General features: G+C 59.6%; 21 protein-coding genes, 2 tRNA genes and 1 pseudogene. 15 read left to right on the top strand and 9 right to left on the bottom strand.

What is annotated here, in order from left to right:
• The first annotated feature begins 156 nt into the window (after nucleotides 1-156).
• Nucleotides 157-930: a hypothetical protein gene (locus H4O10_RS10830; protein WP_182681008.1), complete on the top strand. Its 774-nt coding sequence runs from the start codon at nucleotides 157-159 to the stop codon at nucleotides 928-930.
• A 2215-nt stretch (nucleotides 931-3145) separates the two neighbouring features.
• Here the strand turns inward: H4O10_RS10830 and H4O10_RS10820 are convergent.
• Entirely contained in the window at nucleotides 3146-4570 is a 1425-nt protein-coding gene (locus H4O10_RS10820) for a site-specific integrase (protein ID WP_088470179.1), read from the bottom strand.
• Between the two features lie 26 nt (nucleotides 4571-4596).
• On the opposite strand from H4O10_RS10820, the gene H4O10_RS10815 reads away from it, so the two are divergent.
• Nucleotides 4597-4673: transfer RNA gene (locus H4O10_RS10815), tRNA-Arg, on the top strand.
• 235 nt (nucleotides 4674-4908) lie between these two features.
• Here the strand turns inward: H4O10_RS10815 and H4O10_RS22400 are convergent.
• The 4 genes from H4O10_RS22400 to H4O10_RS10800 are packed head-to-tail and all read right to left on the bottom strand — an operon-like array spanning nucleotide 4909 to nucleotide 6971.
• Nucleotides 4909-5748: a tyrosine-type recombinase/integrase gene (locus H4O10_RS22400; RefSeq protein ID WP_224481845.1), complete on the bottom strand. Its 840-nt coding sequence runs from the start codon at nucleotides 5746-5748 to the stop codon at nucleotides 4909-4911.
• A gap of 8 nt (nucleotides 5749-5756) precedes the next feature.
• The gene (locus H4O10_RS22295) at nucleotides 5757-6092 is read right to left on the bottom strand and encodes a hypothetical protein (protein ID WP_224481846.1); all 336 of its coding nucleotides are present in this window, start codon (nucleotides 6090-6092) and stop codon (nucleotides 5757-5759) included.
• Nucleotides 6093-6147: 55 nt separating this feature from the next.
• The gene (locus H4O10_RS10805) at nucleotides 6148-6471 is read right to left on the bottom strand and encodes a hypothetical protein (RefSeq protein ID WP_076738967.1); all 324 of its coding nucleotides are present in this window, start codon (nucleotides 6469-6471) and stop codon (nucleotides 6148-6150) included.
• Nucleotides 6468-6971, bottom strand: a complete 504-nt coding sequence (locus H4O10_RS10800) for a hypothetical protein (RefSeq protein ID WP_076738968.1) — start codon at nucleotides 6969-6971, stop codon at nucleotides 6468-6470. The genes H4O10_RS10805 and H4O10_RS10800 overlap by 4 nt, the downstream gene beginning before the upstream one ends.
• A gap of 64 nt (nucleotides 6972-7035) precedes the next feature.
• Between H4O10_RS10800 and H4O10_RS10795 the strand changes: the two genes are divergently transcribed.
• Nucleotides 7036-7617 carry a hypothetical protein gene (locus H4O10_RS10795; protein WP_139338710.1) on the top strand — a complete coding sequence of 194 codons (582 nt, stop codon included), beginning with the start codon at nucleotides 7036-7038 and terminating at the stop codon, nucleotides 7615-7617.
• A gap of 314 nt (nucleotides 7618-7931) precedes the next feature.
• A complete protein-coding gene (locus tag H4O10_RS10790) occupies nucleotides 7932-8159 on the top strand; it encodes a hypothetical protein (protein WP_076738970.1) in 228 nt (75 codons plus the stop codon).
• Between the two features lie 58 nt (nucleotides 8160-8217).
• Here the strand turns inward: H4O10_RS10790 and H4O10_RS22290 are convergent, their stop codons facing one another.
• Entirely contained in the window at nucleotides 8218-8346 is a 129-nt protein-coding gene (locus H4O10_RS22290) for a hypothetical protein (RefSeq protein ID WP_258013616.1), read from the bottom strand.
• Between the two features lie 39 nt (nucleotides 8347-8385).
• Here H4O10_RS22290 and H4O10_RS10785 point away from each other — a divergent pair, with 39 nt between their 5' ends.
• From H4O10_RS10785 to H4O10_RS10765, 5 genes are all read left to right on the top strand, one after another.
• The gene (locus H4O10_RS10785; RefSeq protein ID WP_076738971.1) at nucleotides 8386-9111 is read left to right on the top strand and encodes a hypothetical protein; all 726 of its coding nucleotides are present in this window, start codon (nucleotides 8386-8388) and stop codon (nucleotides 9109-9111) included.
• A gap of 336 nt (nucleotides 9112-9447) precedes the next feature.
• On the top strand, nucleotides 9448-11067 hold the full coding sequence (locus H4O10_RS22395; protein ID WP_224481847.1) for a DUF1983 domain-containing protein: 1620 nt from the start codon (nucleotides 9448-9450) through the stop codon (nucleotides 11065-11067).
• Nucleotides 11068-11105: 38 nt separating this feature from the next.
• Nucleotides 11106-11453 (top strand): hypothetical protein, encoded by a 348-nt coding sequence (locus H4O10_RS10775; protein ID WP_065183267.1) that lies wholly within the window; start codon nucleotides 11106-11108, stop codon nucleotides 11451-11453.
• 126 nt (nucleotides 11454-11579) lie between these two features.
• Nucleotides 11580-12197 carry a hypothetical protein gene (locus H4O10_RS10770; RefSeq protein WP_139338711.1) on the top strand — a complete coding sequence of 206 codons (618 nt, stop codon included), beginning with the start codon at nucleotides 11580-11582 and terminating at the stop codon, nucleotides 12195-12197.
• Between the two features lie 77 nt (nucleotides 12198-12274).
• Complete coding sequence (locus H4O10_RS10765; protein WP_076738973.1) at nucleotides 12275-12850, top strand: hypothetical protein; 576 nt, start codon at nucleotides 12275-12277, stop codon at nucleotides 12848-12850.
• Nucleotides 12851-12974: 124 nt separating this feature from the next.
• Here the strand turns inward: H4O10_RS10765 and H4O10_RS10760 are convergent, their stop codons facing one another.
• A complete protein-coding gene (locus H4O10_RS10760) occupies nucleotides 12975-13499 on the bottom strand; it encodes a DUF1993 domain-containing protein (protein ID WP_076738974.1) in 525 nt (174 codons plus the stop codon).
• A 295-nt stretch (nucleotides 13500-13794) separates the two neighbouring features.
• The gene (locus H4O10_RS10755; protein WP_076738975.1) at nucleotides 13795-15147 is read right to left on the bottom strand and encodes an aspartyl protease family protein; all 1353 of its coding nucleotides are present in this window, start codon (nucleotides 15145-15147) and stop codon (nucleotides 13795-13797) included.
• 225 nt (nucleotides 15148-15372) lie between these two features.
• Here H4O10_RS10755 and H4O10_RS10750 point away from each other — a divergent pair, with 225 nt between their 5' ends.
• The 3 genes from H4O10_RS10750 (at nucleotide 15373) to H4O10_RS10740 (ending at nucleotide 16932) form a co-directional block, all read left to right on the top strand.
• Nucleotides 15373-16026: a hypothetical protein gene (locus H4O10_RS10750; RefSeq protein ID WP_076738976.1), complete on the top strand. Its 654-nt coding sequence runs from the start codon at nucleotides 15373-15375 to the stop codon at nucleotides 16024-16026.
• Between the two features lie 142 nt (nucleotides 16027-16168).
• Nucleotides 16169-16597, top strand: a complete 429-nt coding sequence (locus tag H4O10_RS10745; RefSeq protein WP_076739013.1) for a BLUF domain-containing protein — start codon at nucleotides 16169-16171, stop codon at nucleotides 16595-16597.
• An 80-nt stretch (nucleotides 16598-16677) separates the two neighbouring features.
• Nucleotides 16678-16932: a hypothetical protein gene (locus H4O10_RS10740; RefSeq protein WP_224481848.1), complete on the top strand. Its 255-nt coding sequence runs from the start codon at nucleotides 16678-16680 to the stop codon at nucleotides 16930-16932.
• Nucleotides 16933-18464: 1532 nt separating this feature from the next.
• On the opposite strand, the gene H4O10_RS10735 is transcribed toward H4O10_RS10740, so the two are convergent.
• Nucleotides 18465-18653 (bottom strand): hypothetical protein, encoded by a 189-nt coding sequence (locus H4O10_RS10735; protein WP_076738979.1) that lies wholly within the window; start codon nucleotides 18651-18653, stop codon nucleotides 18465-18467.
• A gap of 232 nt (nucleotides 18654-18885) precedes the next feature.
• On the opposite strand from H4O10_RS10735, the gene H4O10_RS10730 reads away from it, so the two are divergent.
• From H4O10_RS10730 to H4O10_RS10720, 3 genes and pseudogenes are all read left to right on the top strand, one after another.
• Nucleotides 18886-18989: transfer RNA gene (locus H4O10_RS10730), tRNA-Ser, on the top strand.
• A gap of 253 nt (nucleotides 18990-19242) precedes the next feature.
• Entirely contained in the window at nucleotides 19243-19725 is a 483-nt protein-coding gene (locus H4O10_RS10725; RefSeq protein WP_076738980.1) for a hypothetical protein, read from the top strand.
• Nucleotides 19726-19898: 173 nt separating this feature from the next.
• A pseudogene (locus H4O10_RS10720) lies at nucleotides 19899-20363 on the top strand (GNAT family N-acetyltransferase).
• The last annotated feature ends 5 nt before the right edge of the window (nucleotides 20364-20368 follow it).

The raw sequence follows: 20368 nt of genomic DNA, 5'->3' as shown, positions 1-20368 counted from the left end.
AAAAAAGCCCCCTTATGGGGGGCTTGCCGAAGAGGTGTAAGGAGGTTTGACGCTCACGGCACAATTAAAGTATCAGTCGATATGCGCAAGTCAAGCTAATTGACAATATTCAAATACCTCATAACTTGAATTCAATCAATGTTAATGGGGTTGTATATGAATAAGTTTGTTTTGCTTGCTTTCGGATTGTCTTTAGTTGTGTCATCGGCCAGTGCTTCTGGCGACGGGGCATTGGTCAGTAATGATGGTGAGTCGCTTCATAAATTTGTTGAGCGGGTTTCCTTGGCTGAGCGGACATCGAGCTGCGGTTATATTTCTAAAGCGGCAAACTCTTATCGCATTCGATTGGTTGACTGTGCACTGAAATATTCTGATGCGGAACTCGTTGTTTACACGGCTGGGGGCTGGACGCGCCTAGTATTTGAGTCAGTGAGTGCTTCAATAAATATCGGTGGCAGTCATCTTGAGGGCCGCGTTCTTGGGGAATTGACCGCAAGCTCTGCAATGTCTATGGATCAGTTTGCAGCTTCGATTTCCGATCCAATTTCGCAGTACACAAAGAACACCCAGCACGAGGTGTGCGCTCAGATTTGCAAGTCCCCCTTGGGGGATTGGGGTGCAATCGTCACAACGGTCGGTTCGCACGTGATGTGCCCAATCACCAGTGTTTGCCCTGATGGCATGACCGCGACAGGTCAGGGGATCCATTCGCACCCTACAGGTTCGACCTACAAAATCAATGCCGCTGATAAGGCTTTGCTTCTATCTGGTCCCTTCTATCGCCTGGGCGCGAAAGAAGCACGCGGACATACGGATGTTTTTTCCGAGGAAGACTTCAAAGCAGGCCCTGGCTACATGGTCACCGACAAGGGCCGCTTGATGCATCAAGACGGCCCCAAAAAGGTTAGGGTTATAAGCATTGATAGGTGATCCAATTCGATTGACCGGCTGAGCCCTGTTGCGCACCAATTGCGGGTGCATCGTTGTACCCCTGCATATAAACCGCGTCCCATTCCGCTGGACGACCACTGGCCCATCCGACGTAGGGTGACGATCCAGCACCGGCCACAATTTGCCACCCGCTTGCTGTGCAAATCGCTGCGCGGAATGTTCCCCCACATGGCCCCATCCCACTGCAACTTGTGTAGTTGGACCAAGAGCGCTGACCAATGTTCGACGCGTTGCAGTCTTTCAGCCCGTTCAACGCAGAGGAATTCTGCCACGCAATTCGATACGAACGGTTATCGACCGTGCAACTTGCAGCACACGAGTTCACGTGATTTCGTTGTGCTCCTGTGTCGTACCATCCACCCCATGCCCCAACGCTGGGTGATGGCGCAGTTGTCTGACCGATTGGGCAATTGAAGCTTATTGTCCGTTGGCGATACTGTTGTTTCTCATACGAGTTCTGCCCCGTGTAGCCGTTGGGGCATCCCATATCAACCCGTTGCCATTGCTCATCGGTTTCGCTGTAAGGCGATGGGCATGTTGCGCAATTGCTGTTGTGATTTCTGGTGCCTGACTCGACCCATGCTCCATACGTCTCTTTTCGACCTGGTGATGTCTGGCCGGATGTGGCGTTGCATGCATAAGCGACTGTCATTGTTTGATTGAACACCGCTTCCCAACTTTGATTACCAAACGTTCCAGCTGGGCATACACCGGAGCGCGGTTCTGTGCGGGTCAGTGTCGCGGACGTGTCAGCGGGGCATGCATTGCATTGACCGACAACGGTTGACGCATTCAATTCCCACACGCCAGTCCACACAGGAGCGGATGTTGCGTTTGTGCACCGGGAAAATTGCTGTTCAACCCCATTGCGCTCTCCATAGCTGTGAATAGGGCAGGGCACAGCAGTGGCGCGTTGCATGCGTCCAGGCGCACAGCACGTGCCCGTGGTTGTGCACGACGCGCTGCATGTGTTGGTCATTGTCTGCCAATCCCCCCATTCTTTTGTTCCATCCGCTTTGCAGCTACGGTAGCGCTCGCGAATGATGTTTCCGCCTTGACCGGCAGGACAGGTGGTCGTTTCCGTGCCTTTATCCGTCACGGGATCAAATTCGCACGCTGTTTGGGGTGGGGCAGGATCGATGCAATTCCGAGTTACGGGCGTCCACGCTCCCCATTGTTGGGTTGGACACGCACGGGTTCGCCCTTCAACGACAAATCCAATTTGATCGCTTGGACAGTTTGACACCCGTTGCTCAGTGATTGGTGTGCAGATGGATTGTGGGACTTGCGGATCAATGACAGGTATAGGTGCCCCATTGGCCGCGCACGTGTTGCTGGTGGTCACCCACGATGTCCATTGTCGGGTTGGGCACGATGTTGCAGGGCACGTGCCGTTGCGCCGTTGGGTAATAGAGCCAGCAGCGTTGTCCGGACACGCTAGTGTTTGTGTTTCAATCGTGGGCGAACACTCACAAGCAAGCATGTCTGTTGCTTGGGTCGAAACATTTTTATTCGCGTAACGGAACAAAACTTCATTGCGCTCGCGTGTTGCACAATGCGTTGCCAACAATCCCTCATTTAAAGGTGTGTACGGCTTTTGCACCTGCACATTGTTCACGGCAATGAAATCCGCTGATTTGGATAGGGCTGTTGCAAGTTTGATGCATGATCCCGTTGGTACCGATAAATACAGAAGGTCTATTGAGTCATTTGCTCCGAACGAAGAGCCGGGTTGAACTGTTGCCATTCCTGCAATTGATGCGGGTGTGCTCAATGCGTTGTTGTGGACAATGAACCTTGAGTTGAATGTACTTTTGAGTGTGTCTGTTGTTAAACCGTTGTACGATGGTTGAAGTACGTATAGGTCTGTCAGCGCTTGAACAATCTCACCAGCTCTTTGTTGCTCCGAGCGAATTGCCGCCATTGATGCGGAAGGCTTAAAGACCTTGTATGTCAATGCGCCCAGGCCAACAAATAGAGCGAGGCACAGCGTGAGTTCAACTAAATTAAATCCATTTCTTGCCATCTTTCGCCCCTGAATATTAAATGTTCATTTCACATTACGGGGGTTTTGTTTTTTGGCAAGCTTTTGTGTTGATATATATAATTATTTTAATGTTGTTACATTCTTGAGTTGTCCGTTGGGTGGTGCAAATTATTTGCAATGAAAAAAGCCCCATTCCTGGGGCTTGGGTTATCGTCCTTTGTTGGACTCTGTGAGCGTCTTTCGTTGAATGGCCGACATGAAAACGGCTGTGATATCTTCAACCGAATGCAAAGCTAGTTTTTCAATCAACCCCTGTAGCTCCTTGTTGTCACCTTTTTGGGCTTCTAATGCGTCAATGCGCCGCCCAATGTCTTCGGGCTTTGGGTTGAAGTACCGCATGAAGGTGCCCATATCGCGGTGGCCGGACACCATGGCTGCTTCTGCCGCTGAAAGCAAAGTGCCCAATTCCGTAACACGGGTGTGGCGCAGGTCGTGCAGGCGAGCGGTGCGGATTTCCTCACGCCCCGTTTCGTCGGCCACCGCTTCGCGTGCCCTAGACCAAGCCTGGGTGATGGTGTCGGGACGCAGGCGCTTACCTCTGCTGGTGCGAAACACGGGGCCTACTAGGTCCTTGCCTGTGCGATTGGCCCGAAGAGCTTCCAAAATGGCCATCGTGTCGCCATTGAGAGGAATGGAACGCTGACGGCTCTCCCCAGCGTTCGATTTGGTGTCGCGCAGCAACGCCAGTTTTTTCCGCTGGTCGATATCAGACCAATCCAACTTGCACACTTCCGCCCGGCGTGCAGCAGAGAAGCGGGCGAAGCGAATTGCTGCGTAGGTGGTGGGGTCGGTGCGGCTTCGCTCCATCCATTGGCACAGCAACTCCCATTCCTCGGCATCAATAGTTCGCTCGCGCTTATCATTGATTTTGATGTCCTTGAGTGTTGCCAATGGGTTGTCCAAAGACAGCTTCCACACTTTTGTGGCGTGGTTGATGATTGTGCGCAGCGACGACAAAAGACGCTTAACACTTCCGGGTGGGGCTTGCTTACCGTCTTGCCCCTTCAACCGCCAGTTCAATGCCTCGGTGCTGTTGGGGGAGTGAAACAGGTCGTAGGAAAGCTGGTCCATTCGCCGGTCCACGATGTCGGGAAATCCCTCGCGGTTGGGACCGGTGGTGGCTGTGCCAAGCATCACGGCGATGGCTGACAATTCCTTAGTCACGCTCTTGCGCACGTGGGCCTTCAACGGCACATGTTCAGAGGCCATCTTCTTGTTTTCGCGGTCCTCCTGGGTAGTGATGAGCCCTTGTTCCACCTCTTGGCGGTAGCGTTCCAAAATTCCTCGAAGGGTGTAGTGGTGGGCGGCGCTGGACCACTCCAACGACTCGCTTTTGATTTTTTGACGTTGTTGCTTGGCGTACACCTCGGCATCAGTGCGCGCACGTTCGATGTGGGTGTCTGCCCCCTTGGGCGCGTCAAGGTCCACCGGGTAGCGGACCGTAGGAAGGTGTCGCTTCTCGCCGTTGACCATCCAGCGGATTCGAACCTCCCAACGAGGGGAGCCGTCGTCGCGGTAGGTGACACCCGGAACGCGGCTTGCGGGCTTCTTCATCTTGGTCATCTTCGCCATTGCCTGTATCCTTAACGCCGTTCTTTGACCCCGTAGCTCAGCTGGATAGAGCGGTCGCCTCCTAAGCGGCAGGTCGCGCGTTCGAATCGCGCCGGGGTCACCATCGTTGTAATTGATTTTGCCCCAATCGGTTGCCCCAGATCTTCCAAAAGCCGCCGATAGCCTTGTGCCGCAGGGCTTGCAGATTGTCTATCTTACCCCTCCTAAGGGGAAGGTCGCCCGTTCGAATCGGGCCGGGGTCACCAGAATCAATAACTTAGGAAGACTCAGTAGCGAGCATTTCCCACTGTTTCCTGCATATCCACAGGATTTGGTCCCAGTGGTCCCAGCGCCGCGGATCAGTACTTGAGCTTCGCTACGGCGCCGTCGTCGCCCTCAGGAGTTAGGTGAGCGTAGAACTTCTCGGTCGTGGCGTAATCAGCGTGCCCGGCCAGAATCTGCACCCGTCGCAACGGAACCCCGGCGATCACCATGTGGGCGCAGAAGGTGTGCCGCAGCCGGTGGAGGCTGCCACCGATTCCCGCACGTTTGGCATCTGAGGCGAACCAGTCGGACAGCGTGTCCCTGTGCACGGCCACCAGCGGATCGGGTAGGTGGCGAAGCGCCCAGCGTGCATACCGATTCAGCGGCACCTCGCGCCACTTGCCCGACTTCGTGCGTCCCTGGCCATCTTCGTCTGGATCGCTTTCGATCCTGAGCCTGCACCCGGCCACCGCATCCTTGCCCATTCCAACCACCTCGCCGAGACGCAGACCCGTGTGGGCCATGAACAGCCACAGGGGTGCCCGGGCCGGGTTCGCCCGGTACAGCTTGCGCATCGCGGCCCGGTCGTAGAACCGCACCGCCACGCTACGAACGCCTCGCGGTGCCCGGGTCTCCTCCAGCGGGTTGAAGTCCAGTTCCTTCCACTGCACGCCACGCCGAAACGCGGCCTGCAGCCTGCGCACTTCCTTCCCTACAGTCTCTGGTGAAACCCTGTCCTTGGTCAGGCGGTCCGTCTTATACGACTCCATTTCCATCGGGCGCAGCGTATCGATGGGGCGGTGGCCGAAGCGGGCCATGAACAGCCGAACCTCGCTTTTGGCCTTGCCGTGCGTGGTGGGATGCTCGGCCTTGTACCACTCCAGGTAGGGCTCCAGGAAGTCGCGGACCGTGGGCAGCCGGGGAAGGATGCGCACTCCATGGGTCAGCTCCGCTTCTTTCGCTGCTCGTACGCCCTCAGCTTCGCGTGGGCTGACGCGACCAATGGCGACACGGCTTCGCTTGCCGCCTTCCCGCCAGTTGAGGTACGCGGCGCCATCGCGCTAGAAGATTGTGACCTTGACCATTGCTTGGAGCCGTAGATTGCAGAGTAGAGGGCAGCCTTCTCGTAGAGCTTCTTGCCCATGAAGTTTCGTGGTTCGATGCCGTAGTCGGCGATGTTCGAATCGAACTGGCTTCGTGACACCCCGCAGTAGTGCGCGGCCTCGTCCACGGTCAGCCAGTCCTTTCCGACGATGTCCAGCTTTTCAGCAGCTCCCATCGGGTCCTCCTTCAGTTCGTTGCCAGCGCAGCACGCAGCTGCTCGGTGGCGGTGTTCATGCGAATAGGTTCAGTTGAGCCGGCAGCGTCGGCGGCGGGGCTGCGGTCGCGTGTTCAACGGTCGCTCGGGATCTGCCATGCCCGAGTCGCTCCATTTGCACCACAAGTCGCGCTGCGTAGTTCTCGTTGTTCGTGATGAACCATGAGAGCTGGGCGGCCCTGAATCTGTCCCCGGCGTGGCCACGCAGTAGCAGCGCATCCCGCTCTTTGCGCAACTCCCGGATGTGATGGATCGTTTGGGAGTAGGCACCGGGCAAACGCCGGCGGTCGTACTCATCCTCATCAGCGTCAGGCACGCGTGCTGCGTCCTGGCCGATCATCGGAACATCTCCAGTTGCTGCGGCACGGTCGGACGACGGATGGCGTAGGGGCTGGGATCTCGCTCGTTGAGCAGGTCATGGGCTATATGGAAGTGGTAGCCCCGGCCGTTCATGTCGGTGATGCAGACCATCGGGAAGTAGCAGACCGCGATGGCCCCGGAGCAGAACAGGTAGTAGCCGCGACCACACGGCGCGCGGCCGCCCACGGTGCTGCTGTCCAGCATGTCGCGCGTCCAGCCGGCGGCAATGCGGACAGCTACCGCGTTCGACGCGATCTCCCATGCTTCGTCTCGGTCCATGATCCGCGACGACACCATGCCCATGATTCGCAGCGCAGTCTCCATATCGCCCGTAGCAAGCGCCTGAAGCGCCTGCCCGCGGGCGTCCCACAGGCGAGCATCCTGGGAGATGATCGAGTCGAGTTCGACCCCCGACATGCTGGCCAGCTGCCGGCCGACCTCGCGGTGGACCATTGCAGCGGTAAACTGCTGGTCAGCCATGGGCCATCTCCTCTGGCCGAATTGGCATGGCAGAATGCCCGCCAGTCCACAGGGGGATAAGAGAATGAGCTGGTGGAATGGCCTCAGTACATGCTGGCCACCGGGTGAGGGCGATTGCGTTGTGTGGTGGGACGCCTGGGCCGCAATAGGGACGGTCGGTGCTGTAATTTGCGCACTCTCGCTTGCGACGCTCGATGGAAGACGACGCAAGAAGGAGCTTGAGGGGCGCTCCCGCTGGATCGCTATGGAGCTGCTCAGGCCGATTCGGGCATGGCGCATGGACGTTGGGGTACTGGCCCAGGCCATCGAGCTCGACGACTTCAAGATGATGATGTCCATCACCAATGGACAGTATGGAAAAGCGTTGGAAATGCCCGCTGGTGTCTCGCAGTTCCGCGCCGATGTATATCAACTTGGAGTCATTGGAGAGGCGCTCGCCCAAGCTTGTTTCCTGATTGGTGAGATCGCCGACGACTGGCACAGCATCTCCGCTTTTGTTGACGGGAAGCCTTTTGAGGGGGAGGACCCTCAGAAGATGCTGAAGGACGCGCTGTTTCGATCTACCCAAGCGGAGAAGCTCTTGGGTACGTGTGAGCGCGCCATCGTGAAGCGCTTGAACTCTTCCCGATGGTTGTTTAAAAGCTAGCTCGGTGCGAGCTTGCTCCGGGGTGTGTCCGATAGCTTTTGCATTCGCGAGCGTGTGCGGGATGCCGACGGCCATGGCGGCGAAGAAGTGGCACTGCCGGTATCTAGCGAGGTCTGCGGGTTGAACATCGGTGATGCTCCCGGTGTCGACGTGGCCAGGCGGAATGAGCCCGGCCTCGACGAGGTTGCGGATCCACTGCGCTGCGTAGGGATCCCATTCGCTGTAGTAGTTCACGCAGCCTCTTCCTCCAGCTTGAATAGGAGGAGGGGTTTGCGATACATCGTCTTACTTTCAACAGCAGAAAAGACGGCGAAATGAACACCTTCTACGCTGGCCACTTCAACGTGGACATCGAAATCACCGGTGACGGTCCCTTCGTAGCAAGAGGGACGCTGCGTCCTCTGTGGTCTCAGGAGCCGCTTAGAAGCGTCCTTGGGCAAGGCGCGACGGAAGCAGAGGCGGTGGCTGCCGCCCGCGAGCTGGCGAACGCTGCTGCAACCGAGATGTCGCTGATGGAGCGCTACCGGCGCTATATTGATTGAGCCCCGTACGATCGGCGATAGACGGGCAGTTTCTCTGACGCACCAAGGGAATTCGCGCTCAGCCATTGCCCACCGCCTGGCTTTCGATCAGGGCCATGTCGGACTTGCATCCCTCGCTGCGAACGATGGCAGCAGCCAGGGCGCGCTTCAGGGTGTAGACCCGGTCGTTCGGATGGATATAGGTCATGGCAGAATCGACTCCAACATGGATAGGGGGGGAACAGCGATGGCTCTGGGATTCGGTGAATGCCTTTCGATGAAGGCGGAGTGCGCGACGTTCTGGGCGGGATGGGGAGTCATCGCCACTGCAGCTGTGGGTGTGGTAACCGTTCTGGTTGCCCTCCTTGCGTGGCTCACCTCTAGAAGAGCAGCAAAGATTGCTGAGCAGGCAACCAGAATCGCCGAGCGGCAGCATGAAGATGTGGCACGCCTTAGTCGCGAGACCGGGCGAATCGTTGGAAGGCTTCTCATTGCCGAGGTGGCTACCATCACGCCGCGAGCTGCCCGAGTGGCGAGAGCTATGCGGGAGGCGCCCGACGGGCATGGCGAGAGCATTCGCTACTTGCACGGCACCTACTACGATCAAGCTATCTACGAAGCTCGCCAAGACCTCCTGCCGACTGCGGAGTCGGTTATTGAGCGCATCCACACGCTTCCAGCTTCGTTGGGGCCCGATCTGGCCGCGCTCATCGCAGCGTGCAGAACCCTCAAGGCACTGGCAGAGAGAGTCGACGTGAACGCCCTCCGCACGACTACTACCACTGCTGGCAAGAGCACTAGCTATGTAGATGTGAGCAGGGTGCTCGTCGACTGGCTCAACCTGCAGGACCAGGCGATCTGGATACTTCGCTTCAGTGCCCAGTTCTCTGATGAGTTTCACTCGTTTGTGGGAGTTCCCAAGCGTGACTACGCCCACAACTTGGAGGAGTTCTCCAGCTACACGATTCACTAGGCTCAAGCCGCCACCCCCATCGCCATCAAGTCGATGTCGTCCACCTTCTCCCGCAGGCAGCGGCGCGCGCGGCGCAGGTGCCCGGCGATCACCGCGCGGTCCTCATGGGCGAGGTGATGGCGCTGCCGTCAACGGTAGGGAATCGGCCCCAGGCGAAGCCCAGGGTCTCCTTCGGCGCACGGCGGGCGATGTGGCGGCTCATGGCTGCGCCCCGGCTGCGGCAAAGGCGCTGAGCGCTGCCAAGACGCACTTCTCGCAAAGGTGTGCCGTTGCGCTTTCACGATCGGGCGGTTCACCTACAGCAACACCCGGCTGGAGCCGCCGCCGGTCAGCACCGTGCCGCCCAGCGTGCAGCCGCCGCCGGCGAATGTGCGCATGTCGTCCCATGTGGTGATCGACCAGGGCATCGCCACACCGGTGCTGACCATCGAGTGGGACGCAGCCGCCAAAGCCATTGCCTACGACGTGGAATGGCGCCGGGACGACCTGAACTGGGTGCGTGTCGGGCGCGTGGGCACGGCCAGCGCGGAGGTGCGGGGGATCTACGCGGGCAAGTACCTGGCCCGGGTGCGTGCGGTGAATGCACTCAATGCCGTGTCGCAGCCGGCCCTCAGCGTCCTCACGGACATTCAGGGCAAGACGGAGCCGCCGCCGGCGCTGACCTCGCTGACGGCCGCGTCGGTGGTGTTCGGTATCCAGTTGGCCTGGGCGTTCCCGCCTGGGGCAACCGACACCGAACGCACCGAGATCTGGCGCAGCCCCGGACCGAGTCTGGAAAGCGCGACGAAGCTGGGCGATTTCGCCTATCCCCAGAACCGGCACCGGCTCGATGGCCTGGCCGCCGGCGCGAAGTTCTACTTCTGGGGCCGGCTGGTGGATCGCAGCGGCAACATCGGGCCGTGGTATCCGGCCGGTGCAGGCGTGGTGGGCGAATCGAGCGCCGACGTGACCGAGTACGACGCGTACTTCTCCGGCCTCATCAACAAGAGCGCGCTGGGACAGGAGCTGCTGTCGGAGATCGAGAGCATCAGCAGCATCGTCCCGTTGATCTGGGTCGCCGATGCGACGTACGAGCCGGGCCAGACGGTGGTGCGCAACGGCAAGATCTGGTTGTGGACTGACGCCGCCCCCGGCAATGAGGAGCCGCCCGGTACGAAGTGGAAGAGCGTGGGCGACGCCGTCGCCGAAGCCGGTGCGTTGGCCGGGCGAATCGATCAGCTGGAGCTGGACGTTACGGAGATCGATGGCAAGGTCACCGCGGTGGGCAACCGGGTGGACGGCCTGGTCGCGCAGTACAGCGCCGAGCATGCGGGCGATGAGGACTGGAACGCAGGCGATGAGGACTCGTTTGCCGGCACGATCACCACGCTGACGGTCACCGGCAGTGGCGACTATGCGCTGGGCCGGCGGGTGGACACCAACGAAGCAGCGGTAGGCGAAACCCGGTCGATGGTGCAGGCGACCAGCCAAGCCCTGGTGGACGTGAATGGCAAGATCAGCGCCTCCTACAGCCTGAAATTGCAGATCGCCGCGAACGGCCAGTACTACGCGGCCGGCATGGGTATCGGCATCGAGAACCAGCCGGATGGCAGCTACCAAAGCCAGGTGCTGTTCACCGCCGATCGCTTTGCATTCGTCAACCTGGTCAACGGGCAGCTGACCTCGCCGTTCGTAATCCAGGGGGGCCAGACCTTCATCAACCAGGCGCTGATCGGAACGGCGTGGATCAACACGGCCAACATCGCGGATGCGGCGATCACCAACGCAAAGATCGGTGGCGTCATCCAGTCAGACAACTATGTTCCAGGGCAAACCGGTTGGCGAATCAGCAAGGACGGTGGTTTCGAACTGAACGGGAACACGCCAGATGGCTACAAGTTGCGCGTGGTCAATCAAGGCGTCTACGTCTATCACCCGAACGGAGTTCCAGCTGTTGAAGTGGGGGTGTTGTTGTGACCCTAGTCGGGCTCCGCATACGACGAGCTGATGGCTACGTGGAGACCACGGTCACCACCAAGCTGTCCAAGATGATAGGGTCGTACAGATTTCCGCTCTACAACCCGGTCAACTCCAACAACAAATGGGTGGCCCCGCCAGAGGCGAATGGCGGGCTCGTCGTCAACGATTTCTCCGGCGGCGAGCCCTTCTACTACTTCACCTGCGAGGGGCAGCGATCGGTGTACGGGATGCTGGTTCCCTCCGTCACCGTGTCAGGCAACAGCATCAACTGGTCCTGGGATCCTGACGTGGTGAACTATCACGTCAGGATGGAGATGTTCTTGAGCCAGTCGATCACCAACACCGTGGGCGGCATCACCCTTCACTACGGGATCTACAGCTGATGGCCGTCGGACTTCGCGTGCGGAACCAAGGGACCGGGCAGATCCAGATCGGTGCTGGCTATCGAAACCTGCAGTTGGCTAAGTCGGGAACCCTCGACACTGGTTCCTTTCAGGGCAGATCCACCGGTGGATCCCCCCCCGTTCGCCTCTTCGTCTCCCTATGGGTTGCTGGCGAGCACTGCCGGAACAACCAACCTGCACGTGGTGAGGTACATCAACGACAGCGTCGCGTTCATCACTGGGTTTTCCATTGTCCAGTCGGGTTTGAGCTGTTACGTGTTTGCAGCGAATAATGCTCCGAACAAGACGTTGGAGTACTACACGTTCGACGCTACCGAGCGGGCCGCTTCAGGGCCGGTGGGGCTACGCACGCGCGGGGAGGACGGGTCAGTCTTCTATGACTCCAGGCGGAAGGGGTTGCGCGTGCTGCAGGTTGTGCCGCTCCCGCCGCCGCCGGTAAATACGCCGTTCGTTGAGGTCGGCCAGTTCTTCCCTGGCACCAAGATTGGCATCGCCATCCCATCTCCCAGGTTCTATTACGCATCAATATCCCAGGACCGGTGTACTGCCTACGCCGATGCTTTCCACATGACGAGCGACAATAGAATCTTCATGTCGAAGCATGAGACGTTCTCGCAGACCCTTATCACCAACACCTTCCCGGTGGGCGGGGTGACGATGGGGCCGCAGAACGCCACGATCTTCATCGTGGACCTGACGGAAGTGCCGCTGGGGTTCGGCTGACACAGCTACGTTGTAGCTGTGGGAACTAGGTCATGTCGCGGACTTGCCAGTCCAGCTAGGATGGTCAGGCGAGCAAGATGCTCGCGATTAAAGAAATGGAGATGTCCGTGAAAGCATGTCTTTTGGGAATTTCGTTGATTCTGGCAGCCGGTAGCGCAGCGTCCGCTCCTGCCAGCCAGTCCGATCTGTCTGGTGTGGCAAACGCAGCAGTTCAGATGAACCCGACGCTGGCTGTGCCGCCTGGCGTTACCTTGAGCGAGGTCGTCCGTATCTACAGACCTAACCTTGGCTCACACGTGAGCGTGAACTGGGACTACGGTCTCTACTTGCGGGATGGGTGGCACATTGAGGGAACTTTGGGATTCATCTCCTTGACTCCCTTTGAGAACAGCTTGCCGATCCGCGAATGTGTCTCGCATACTCCCTGGGACACCTTCAGTAGCACCGACGTGAACTGTGAGGGGCAGCCGATGCTCCCATACTCGCATCTGCGGGGCTACATCTCGCAAGCCCAGTTGCCAGGTACTGTTCCCCTGTACCGCTGCCGCCATCTCTGGGAGGGGAAGTCGCGGCATTTTGATACCCTTCGCGCGGATTGCGACGGGGCGCCTGGCGCTATCCTTGACGGTCCTTTGGGTTACGTCTTCATGTGATCGCCTGCTGCCCAGCCATGGCTGGGCAGTTCAAGGTACGGGCAATCGCAGATTCTCGCCGTTGTTCCGCGGCGACGTGTTGACCGTGCGACTGACGCGGGAGGCCTCCATCACCGGCGGCTAGCTAGTCGTCCTTTCGTATCCACGCGAACATGTGGGGCACATAGTCTGCCTTCCCCAGGGGGATGCCGTTGTGGCGTAGGATGCAGTAGGCGGTTATCAGGTGGAAGTAGAACTGAGGTGTTGCCCAGTTCGCTGCGTACTCCTCGCCCTTCATATCGAAGGCGAGGCCATCGGCTAGTTCGATCGCAACATGACGCGACGCGCCGGCATCGATCTCTTCCGCTTCACTGGTGGTCAAGTACTCCAGCGTTTGGTCTATGAGCGCACGTGCTTCGTCCATGTCGCTCGGAGGCTGGAGTGTCGGCAGGGGCTTGCCACCGAGACGGCTGATCACTTCACGGGCTTGGGTGCATACGAACTGAATCTGCTTGGCAAGGGGGTGCATATCTGGCGCCAATCGCGCTAACAGCAAGTTGCCCGGATCATATCCGAGGGTCTTGGCGTGGGCCTCGGCCTTTTCCAGTTGACCTCGGAGGGCGCGGAGCATCTGTGCTGAGCCACAAACGTTCAGTTGATGAATGGACATCGGGCTACCTTGTTTGCTGGAAGCCTAGGCGGAATCGCTGGACCTTAGCAATTCGACGATCTTCTTGGCTCGGATGCATCGGGTTCACTGGACAGAACGGGCATAGAACATACATTTTTGGCTGACTTGAGGGGTGGCCAGACATCCCTGCATGGGTCTAGCGTTTTTGGTTCGGCGCGGCGCTTGGGGCCGCAGGCCGCTCGACCGGGGCGCGTGAGGAGCGGCTCGCCGACAAAGAGTCGAACCAGGCTCGACCCTGCGATTTTGGCAAATTGACGATTTCGTCCAGCGCCGATCAGTCGCCGGTGGGCGGCGCGGCAACTGGCTTCGGTGGCAACAGCGGTGGTGCTTCGGCAACGGCAACTGGGCAACCGTAGGTGCCAGCAACGTCCATGTACAGGCTGTAACGCTGGGTTGAAGCAAAACCCAAGCGCCATTCGGGATTGAACAACGGCCTGGGCCCAGGTGAAAGGCCTAGGTCCATCGGGAGGTTCAGAACTTCGTCGCCAATCATCACCGGCGTGGTTGCTTCCACGTACTGGATATCTTCGCTGCCTTCGGTGGTGATCACGTTCTTGCGCCGTATAGCAGCTGCCGGTGGGCGCGCGGGCAGCGTTCCGCGCGCCTGGAAGCCACCGTTGAATCCGGTATCCACCTTGACCAGCACATTCTGCTTGCCGGCACGGATCGGATAGCGGACGTCATACGCATCGCCCCACAGCGAGGATAGTGTCGCCATCCGTCGCGCGCATGGCACCGGGCTGGCAGCGGCCTGGATCACAAGGGCGTTTTGGTTGATACGCACCCGTCCAAGCGCGCGCAACACGTCCAGGCCGATGCGCGGTAGATCGTCCTTGCCCAGCACTGCAAAGGAGACATCGCGCACCAGAACACTTCCGATGTCCAGAGTCACCGGCGACGCCAGCGCATACACCGCCCCAGCCTTTCCATCGGCAACCATGAAACCTTCGGTGAGTTCCAGCCCGAGTTCGGCTGCCAGCGTGCGCCCGATGCGCGAATGCGCTGCGCCACTGTCCACGTGTACGCGCAGCTCGCGCTCACCGGCCTTAGTGCGAATCTTCAGGCTGAGTGTCGGCAGTTCGTTTTGCAATTGGATGGGAACATGGATATCGCTTGGAGGTGTTTGTGCCGCCAAGGCAGTGCGTGGCCAGGCTGTGAAGCGCTCGAAATGCGGCTCGCTGATGCCCGCTAGGTGGATGTCGCCCGCTTGCTGTTTGAGCATTGGGCGGATATCGCGGTCCAGCAGCGTTCGAACTTGGATCATCTGCGTCGCCCATCCGGCAATATCGCCCTGGATGAGTAAGTTGCCTGCCAAGGAGGCCGCACATAGGTACTCGATACCTTTTACCTGTTCGCGGGGCTCGTTGGCCACCGCCTGAAGACATTGCTCGGCGGCCTTGCTGGAGCGGTCGATTTCGCCGCGGACACGGTAGAAGCCTGTCTGGCCAAGCAGCCCCTTAGCGCCCTGCGTCTTGCCCATCGCCTGCAGCGCGCCCAGTTCAGCACGGCGTACGCTGCGGGTATAGCCGTAGGGATCGCTCAGTTCACCCTCGGGTGTGTCGGCTGTCGCAGCTGAAGCCACTGCCGTAACGAATAATGCACTCACGCCCCACCAGCGTCGATTCATTGAGGTTGCTCCCTTCTACCCGGTTGGAACCTAGCATGGCGGCCATCACGACTTCCATCGCCGCCGCTCGACCCCTGAACGACGGTATATGGGTTGCCTCGTGGATCAGCAAGGATGGTCCGGGCGGGCCGTTCCGCTGGTGCAGCAGCTACGCAGCGCCGCGCCGGTTCAGATCCAGTGGGCAGTGCTCCAGCCATAGTCTCGGCTTGCCAATGGACGCGCCCCATGAGCATCCTCAATGTTCTGATCAGCCGTGACCAGCTTGTCATTGCAGTAGATACGCTTGCGGAGGATGCGCTTACCGGTGCCCACTCTGCTGGTGCCAAGATGCTCCTGATACCGCAGCACAACGTGCTGCTGGCGGCGAGAGGTGCGGCCCAGTTTTTCCTGAAGATCTACGAGCTGGTCCTGCAGGCTAGCTTCCGTGCGGATTTCTCCATTGAGAAGCTGTCCGCCGAGATGGGATCAGTAATGGACCAGCTGTGGCTGAACTACGAGAGGGCGGCGGCGGAGGCTGACCTACCAATCGAACAACTGGGGACCGAGATCATCCTGGCCGGTTGGTCGTCGGGAAGTGGCCGGATGATGGCCACTGCCTATGCCAAGAGCAACAGTCGGCGCGCAACCACGGTCCAGCCGATTGGTGGCCATTTCGCATCACCTGGTGATCCACTTAAAGGTGTCGCGCCCAGCATGCTGCAGTCCGATCTGATGACGGCTGGGCGGCTCCAGGCCAACTACCTCAACGAGCAGATGGGCCGGCAGGTCGCTGGTGGCCGTCTGCTAATCGGGTTCCTTCAGCAGGGCCAGGCGGTCGTGAAGGACCTAGGGCCGATCTGGCGATTAGGGGCAGGAAGCTGGACGAATCGGTCACACTAGGCCGGAGAGTAGTCCGGCCGGCCGTGCCCGGGGCGTGTAGGCCAGCGGGAACCAAACTGTGACGGCATCCCATGGGTCAGCACGCGTCGTGAACATGTGTAGGCATAGGCTTCACAGTCTCTAGAGGATGACGGAGCCGGCCGTGCCAAATCGAGCGGTGGTATTTGTGAGTGAGGCGATGCCAGGGCTCGACAGTGCTCACCTTGTAGGGCTGATGGCGGACGCGAGGCGGTTCAACCGGGATGCAGGGGTCACTGGCGTGACCCTCTTCGATGGCAGCCGCTTCTTGGCGTACATGGAAGGCCCGCCAGATGGCTTAGATGTGGCCTTCTCCAGAGCCGCGGGCTCAACCAGCCACATTGAACTGATCGAGCTGGCCAGGGGGCGGGTGGGGCAGCGTCGGCTTCCATACTGGCCGATGCGTTTGGTCCCCGTATCGCCTGGAGAACTTTTGATGTTGGTTCGTGCTGACTGGATCGGCTTCCTCCAGCGCGGAGCCGAGCGCACGCCGCCAGCGACAGCCATGGAGATGCTGGGTGCGCTGGTCGAACCATTCGCCGAGGCTGCCTGAGCAAGGACGTTCCGGCGGCCAGCATCAGTCAGGGCAAACGCTATGCCGAGCGGTGGTGTGCGGCCAGGCTCTACCCGGAGATGCGCCTGCGCGCGGCTGTGGCGCGGCTGACTGACACCACGCCGATCCAGCCGGCACCCCCACCACCTGGCCTGCCGCCGACCCGCGAGCAGCAGCAACAGGCCCGGCGCCTGGCCGAGGCCGGAGCGAAGGAGGTCGAGCGGATCAAGGCGGCACTGGCGCCACGCAAGCCGCCGGCCGATACCAAGCCTAGGGCGAAGGATCCGATGAAGGCTTGGGTGACGGCAGGGCGGCGAACGCAAGGGCAGCCCTAAAAGGTAGCGCCCGGATAGACCGGGCGCTATGCATCAGAACAGGCTCAGCTGATGCGGGTAAGAGCGCCAGTGCTGGCAAACATGCTCCAGGCTGCCGAAGCGAATCCTGGTGTAAGCACGCACGCGCACGCTCTTGGGCTTGGCTGCAATGCAGTCCATGGCCAAAGTCCTCTAAGGGGCTTTGGAGGCGATATTTGCCCGCAGCCTAAAACGGGTGTTACAGTCCGCCCGTCTTTAAGAGACAGCTGCAGGTGGCAGAGGGACGCTCCACTGCCATGCCAGAGCCCGATAGCGTTGCCGCGCTATTGGGCTTTTTTTGGGGCCAGTTGACATGACTGTCAGCAAGAGCCAACATCATCCGCTCGGCCGAAATCTATGTTGTTCGGGGATGGCGGGTGAGCACCATTTGCATCCTCCATACCGAGTCAGCCCCTTCGGTTCGGGTCAGGTCCATCACCTGCGTTACTCCTCCTCTGACGCGGTTGCACCCGCGTCAGAGGGTTCAAATTTGATATCGCGACGCGCCGGTGCGTCGATGTAATTGCGACCACGTTCCGATAGCACGTACCGTCCGTCTGCTTGCAAGTCCAAAAAGCCGTACTTGGTTCGATAGGCGTACAAGAACGTGCTAAGTGAAGCGCGATTCATTTTGATACCGCGTCGCTCAGTGAACGCGAACGTTGTATCTGATGTGGCTGGGGCGCGCAGAAAGCGCAGGAGCTCAATTGCCTGTGCCGAGACTTGACGCTTCGGCAACACGAAATCGCCACTTTCGGACCTATGGACGCTTTCCCCTTTAAGTGGGTTCAGCATCGTTGGTCCTGGTGGTGGAGCAAAAAAGAAACTGGGCAGCGCAGCTCGCCCAACGAACGGCCCTGGCGGTGGCAGTGGCGGTGGCGGGACGAGTGTAGACGCCGTCGACCCGGACTGTACGGATGGATCAGTCTCAGCAGTAGGCAGCTTTGGAAGCGGCGGAGTCCCTGGATAAATCGGAGGGGAGTAGGTAGCTAGCGAGGGCGGCGCGGCAACTCGCGTCCGAACTTCCTCGCTTTCAACGGTGTACCAGTCCCCGCTGTCCAATCCCTTTAGCTTCCGTTCCAAGGCTGCATCGACATCGTCCGGTTCAGCATCAGCCAACCCCTCCAGCGCCGCGATGCGCCCGCGGCAAGCCGCGATCCGCTTCTCATACTCGGAAATCTTCGCGCGCTCCATAGCGATGGCAGCGGCATAGGGGTTGTTGAGACTGTCCATGATGCGAACTGTACCGCCCAGCTCAGCCAAATGGAAGCGTGATTCGGGATTCGGTCACGATTTCGCATGTGACCTTGGTTCTCGTCGCACTTTTATTAAATAAAATCAACAGCATACAAATTCATTTTGATGATTTGAATCATCTGACGTGGGGTGTCCGGTGATCTGGGGTGATCTGGGATGACCCACAATGAAGTCGCATAAGCTGAGATTCCCGCCGCCACGACTCGATTCGGTTATTCTTCGTTCATTAGATAGTTGGCCCAAGCTGCCATCAGGGATCACCGCTTTTCGAGCATAGTTCCCCTTTTATAGGCGGCCTTCGCCTTGTCGCGAATCCGATGGGCGAGTGCGGCTTCCGACAGGTCGTCGGGGAAGTCGGTGGTCTCGCTGGACCAGTCCTTGAACGTCGATCTGAACCCATGGACGGTAACGTGGCGATAGCCCATACGTTTCAGTAGGGCGAGCATGGCGTTTTCGCTTAGAGGCTCATTGCTGACATCGTGGTGAACAGAAGACGGAATTCTGTGTCGGCCTGGTCAAAATGGCTTCAGGCTTACTCTCGAGCCTCTGTCGCAGGACGAGTTGGACCGACCCATGCTGATCATCGTAGGGTCCGATGAGCGCTAACTGAGGGACGCCCGCAAGGCCTGGGTGTGGGTAGGGCTACAACAGCTGCGGCGGGGTGTTTGAGCGAAGCTGGACCCAAGCCGGTCCCAGCAGTCTTGCAAGTCATTGATTTAACGCGCGGTGGAAGCCCCCTCCTAAGGGGAAGGTCGCCCGTTCGAATCGGGCCGGGGTCACCAGAATCAGTCACTTGCGACGATTGGTGATCGTGTGGCGCTCCTTGTTCCACGGCACCTTCCAGTGCTTTGGTCGCAGTGGTCACAATGGCCAGTCAACAGGCGGCCCTCGCCACGAAGCCGTCCTCCCCTTCAGGCATCAGGTGCGCAGAAGGGCCCAGACTGTCGAGCCTGTCATATTTGCCCATATACCTGCGGGGTAGACTCGGTTGGCACGCATGAGGCGTGCACTACGCCAATACCGAGGACGATAGTCATGTTGAAGGGATTGAAACCTCTCACCGCTGCCGCCGTGTGCCTGCTCGGCCTGTCCGCCTTTGCCCAGAGCGCTGCTGCGGCACAATGGGTAGACAGCGGCCGCACCGCGTACGTAAAGACCAGTTTCTTCGGCAGTTTCGTCTACCACACCTGCGACTCCAGCGGTGCGCAGATCCAGGGGTATCCGGGTAGCTGCGGCAGCGATGCCGGCAGTGGCTGGACGTCCAACTACACGGCCTCCAGTGACCTTGCCAACAGTCAGCTCATGGCCTGCAACCACAATCCGTTCCAGCTCGGCTCGGCCTGCTACGGCCTGGCGTATGCGATCAATGGCCAAGCGTACGCTGGCGGGCTGCCTGCCGCCTGCAATCTTGGCGCGCGCGCGGTGGTCACCGCGTCCAGCATGGAAACCGTCGAGATCCAATACGAAGAGCTCGACGTGGACACCATCGAATCGGCACGCGAGTACGTCTGCCGGTAAAGCGCCGACAGGTCGCCGCCGTCGAGTGCGGCGGCTTCCTGCAGGGGACATCCGTCCCACGCACTGTTACCGCAGCCCAGTTCGCGCAAGCACGTCCGCTGCAAGCGCCTGCTCATCACCCTGCAATCCAGGCAGCGACCGCGGCAGGTTGACGGGACCACACAGGCATCCATATGCCCGCACAGTTGCAGCCGGTTCAACCTCGGCATTACCCGCGTATCGCTGGCTGGCTCGATTCGGTTGCAGCGACGTAACGCTGGGCTGGCCCGGGCGTTGCGTTTCCTCTGCTGCCTGAGGCATTCGCACGGGCTCTTGAACTGGCCGAGCGCCCGGGTTGGGTGCTGTTGGACGGGGAGGGTGCTTGCATGGGGTTCGGCCAGTACTGGTTGACCGCGCCCGGCACTGCCCACCTGGGCCGCATCATTGTCTCGCCGCAGGCGCGTGGGCGCGGCCTGGGCCGGGTGCTGATGCAGTTGTTGTGTGCCGAGGCCCTGCGGTCGCCGGATGTGCAGCGCCTGAGCCTGCGTGTCTATCGTGACAACGTCGCAGCGTTGGCGCTCTACCGCGATGTCGGCTTCCAGCCGGTGGAAGATGCCTCGACGCTGGAATTGTTGTTCATGCTGCGCAGCGAGGGCTGAGCCGT

The sequence above is a fragment of the Stenotrophomonas sp. I18B00994 genome (assembly GCF_014145825.1).
Taxonomy (GTDB): Bacteria; Pseudomonadota; Gammaproteobacteria; order Xanthomonadales; family Xanthomonadaceae; genus Stenotrophomonas; species Stenotrophomonas maltophilia.
The sequence above is the reverse complement of the archived record's forward strand: the minus strand, read 5'-3'. Positions and strand labels throughout refer to the sequence as shown.

Bases quoted from the DNA above. Each gene is read 5' to 3' on its own strand.
- H4O10_RS10830 (WP_182681008.1), top strand. From the start codon at position 157: ATGAATAAGTTTGTTTTGCTTGCTTTCGGATTGTCTTTAGTTGTGTCA.
- H4O10_RS10820 (WP_088470179.1), bottom strand. From the start codon at position 4,570: ATGGCGAAGATGACCAAGATGAAGAAGCCCGCAAGCCGCGTTCCGGGT.
- H4O10_RS22295 (WP_224481846.1), bottom strand. From the start codon at position 6,092: ATGGGAGCTGCTGAAAAGCTGGACATCGTCGGAAAGGACTGGCTGACC.
- H4O10_RS10805 (WP_076738967.1), bottom strand. From the start codon at position 6,471: ATGATCGGCCAGGACGCAGCACGCGTGCCTGACGCTGATGAGGATGAG.
- H4O10_RS10800 (WP_076738968.1), bottom strand. From the start codon at position 6,971: ATGGCTGACCAGCAGTTTACCGCTGCAATGGTCCACCGCGAGGTCGGC.
- H4O10_RS10795 (WP_139338710.1), top strand. From the start codon at position 7,036: ATGAGCTGGTGGAATGGCCTCAGTACATGCTGGCCACCGGGTGAGGGC.
- H4O10_RS10790 (WP_076738970.1), top strand. From the start codon at position 7,932: ATGAACACCTTCTACGCTGGCCACTTCAACGTGGACATCGAAATCACC.
- H4O10_RS22290 (WP_258013616.1), bottom strand. From the start codon at position 8,346: ATGACCTATATCCATCCGAACGACCGGGTCTACACCCTGAAGCGCGCC.
- H4O10_RS10785 (WP_076738971.1), top strand. From the start codon at position 8,386: ATGGCTCTGGGATTCGGTGAATGCCTTTCGATGAAGGCGGAGTGCGCG.
- H4O10_RS10765 (WP_076738973.1), top strand. From the start codon at position 12,275: ATGCTCGCGATTAAAGAAATGGAGATGTCCGTGAAAGCATGTCTTTTG.
- H4O10_RS10760 (WP_076738974.1), bottom strand. From the start codon at position 13,499: ATGTCCATTCATCAACTGAACGTTTGTGGCTCAGCACAGATGCTCCGC.
- H4O10_RS10755 (WP_076738975.1), bottom strand. From the start codon at position 15,147: ATGAATCGACGCTGGTGGGGCGTGAGTGCATTATTCGTTACGGCAGTG.
- H4O10_RS10750 (WP_076738976.1), top strand. From the start codon at position 15,373: ATGAGCATCCTCAATGTTCTGATCAGCCGTGACCAGCTTGTCATTGCA.
- H4O10_RS10740 (WP_224481848.1), top strand. From the start codon at position 16,678: ATGCGCCTGCGCGCGGCTGTGGCGCGGCTGACTGACACCACGCCGATC.
- H4O10_RS10735 (WP_076738979.1), bottom strand. From the start codon at position 18,653: ATGCTCGCCCTACTGAAACGTATGGGCTATCGCCACGTTACCGTCCAT.
- H4O10_RS10725 (WP_076738980.1), top strand. From the start codon at position 19,243: ATGTTGAAGGGATTGAAACCTCTCACCGCTGCCGCCGTGTGCCTGCTC.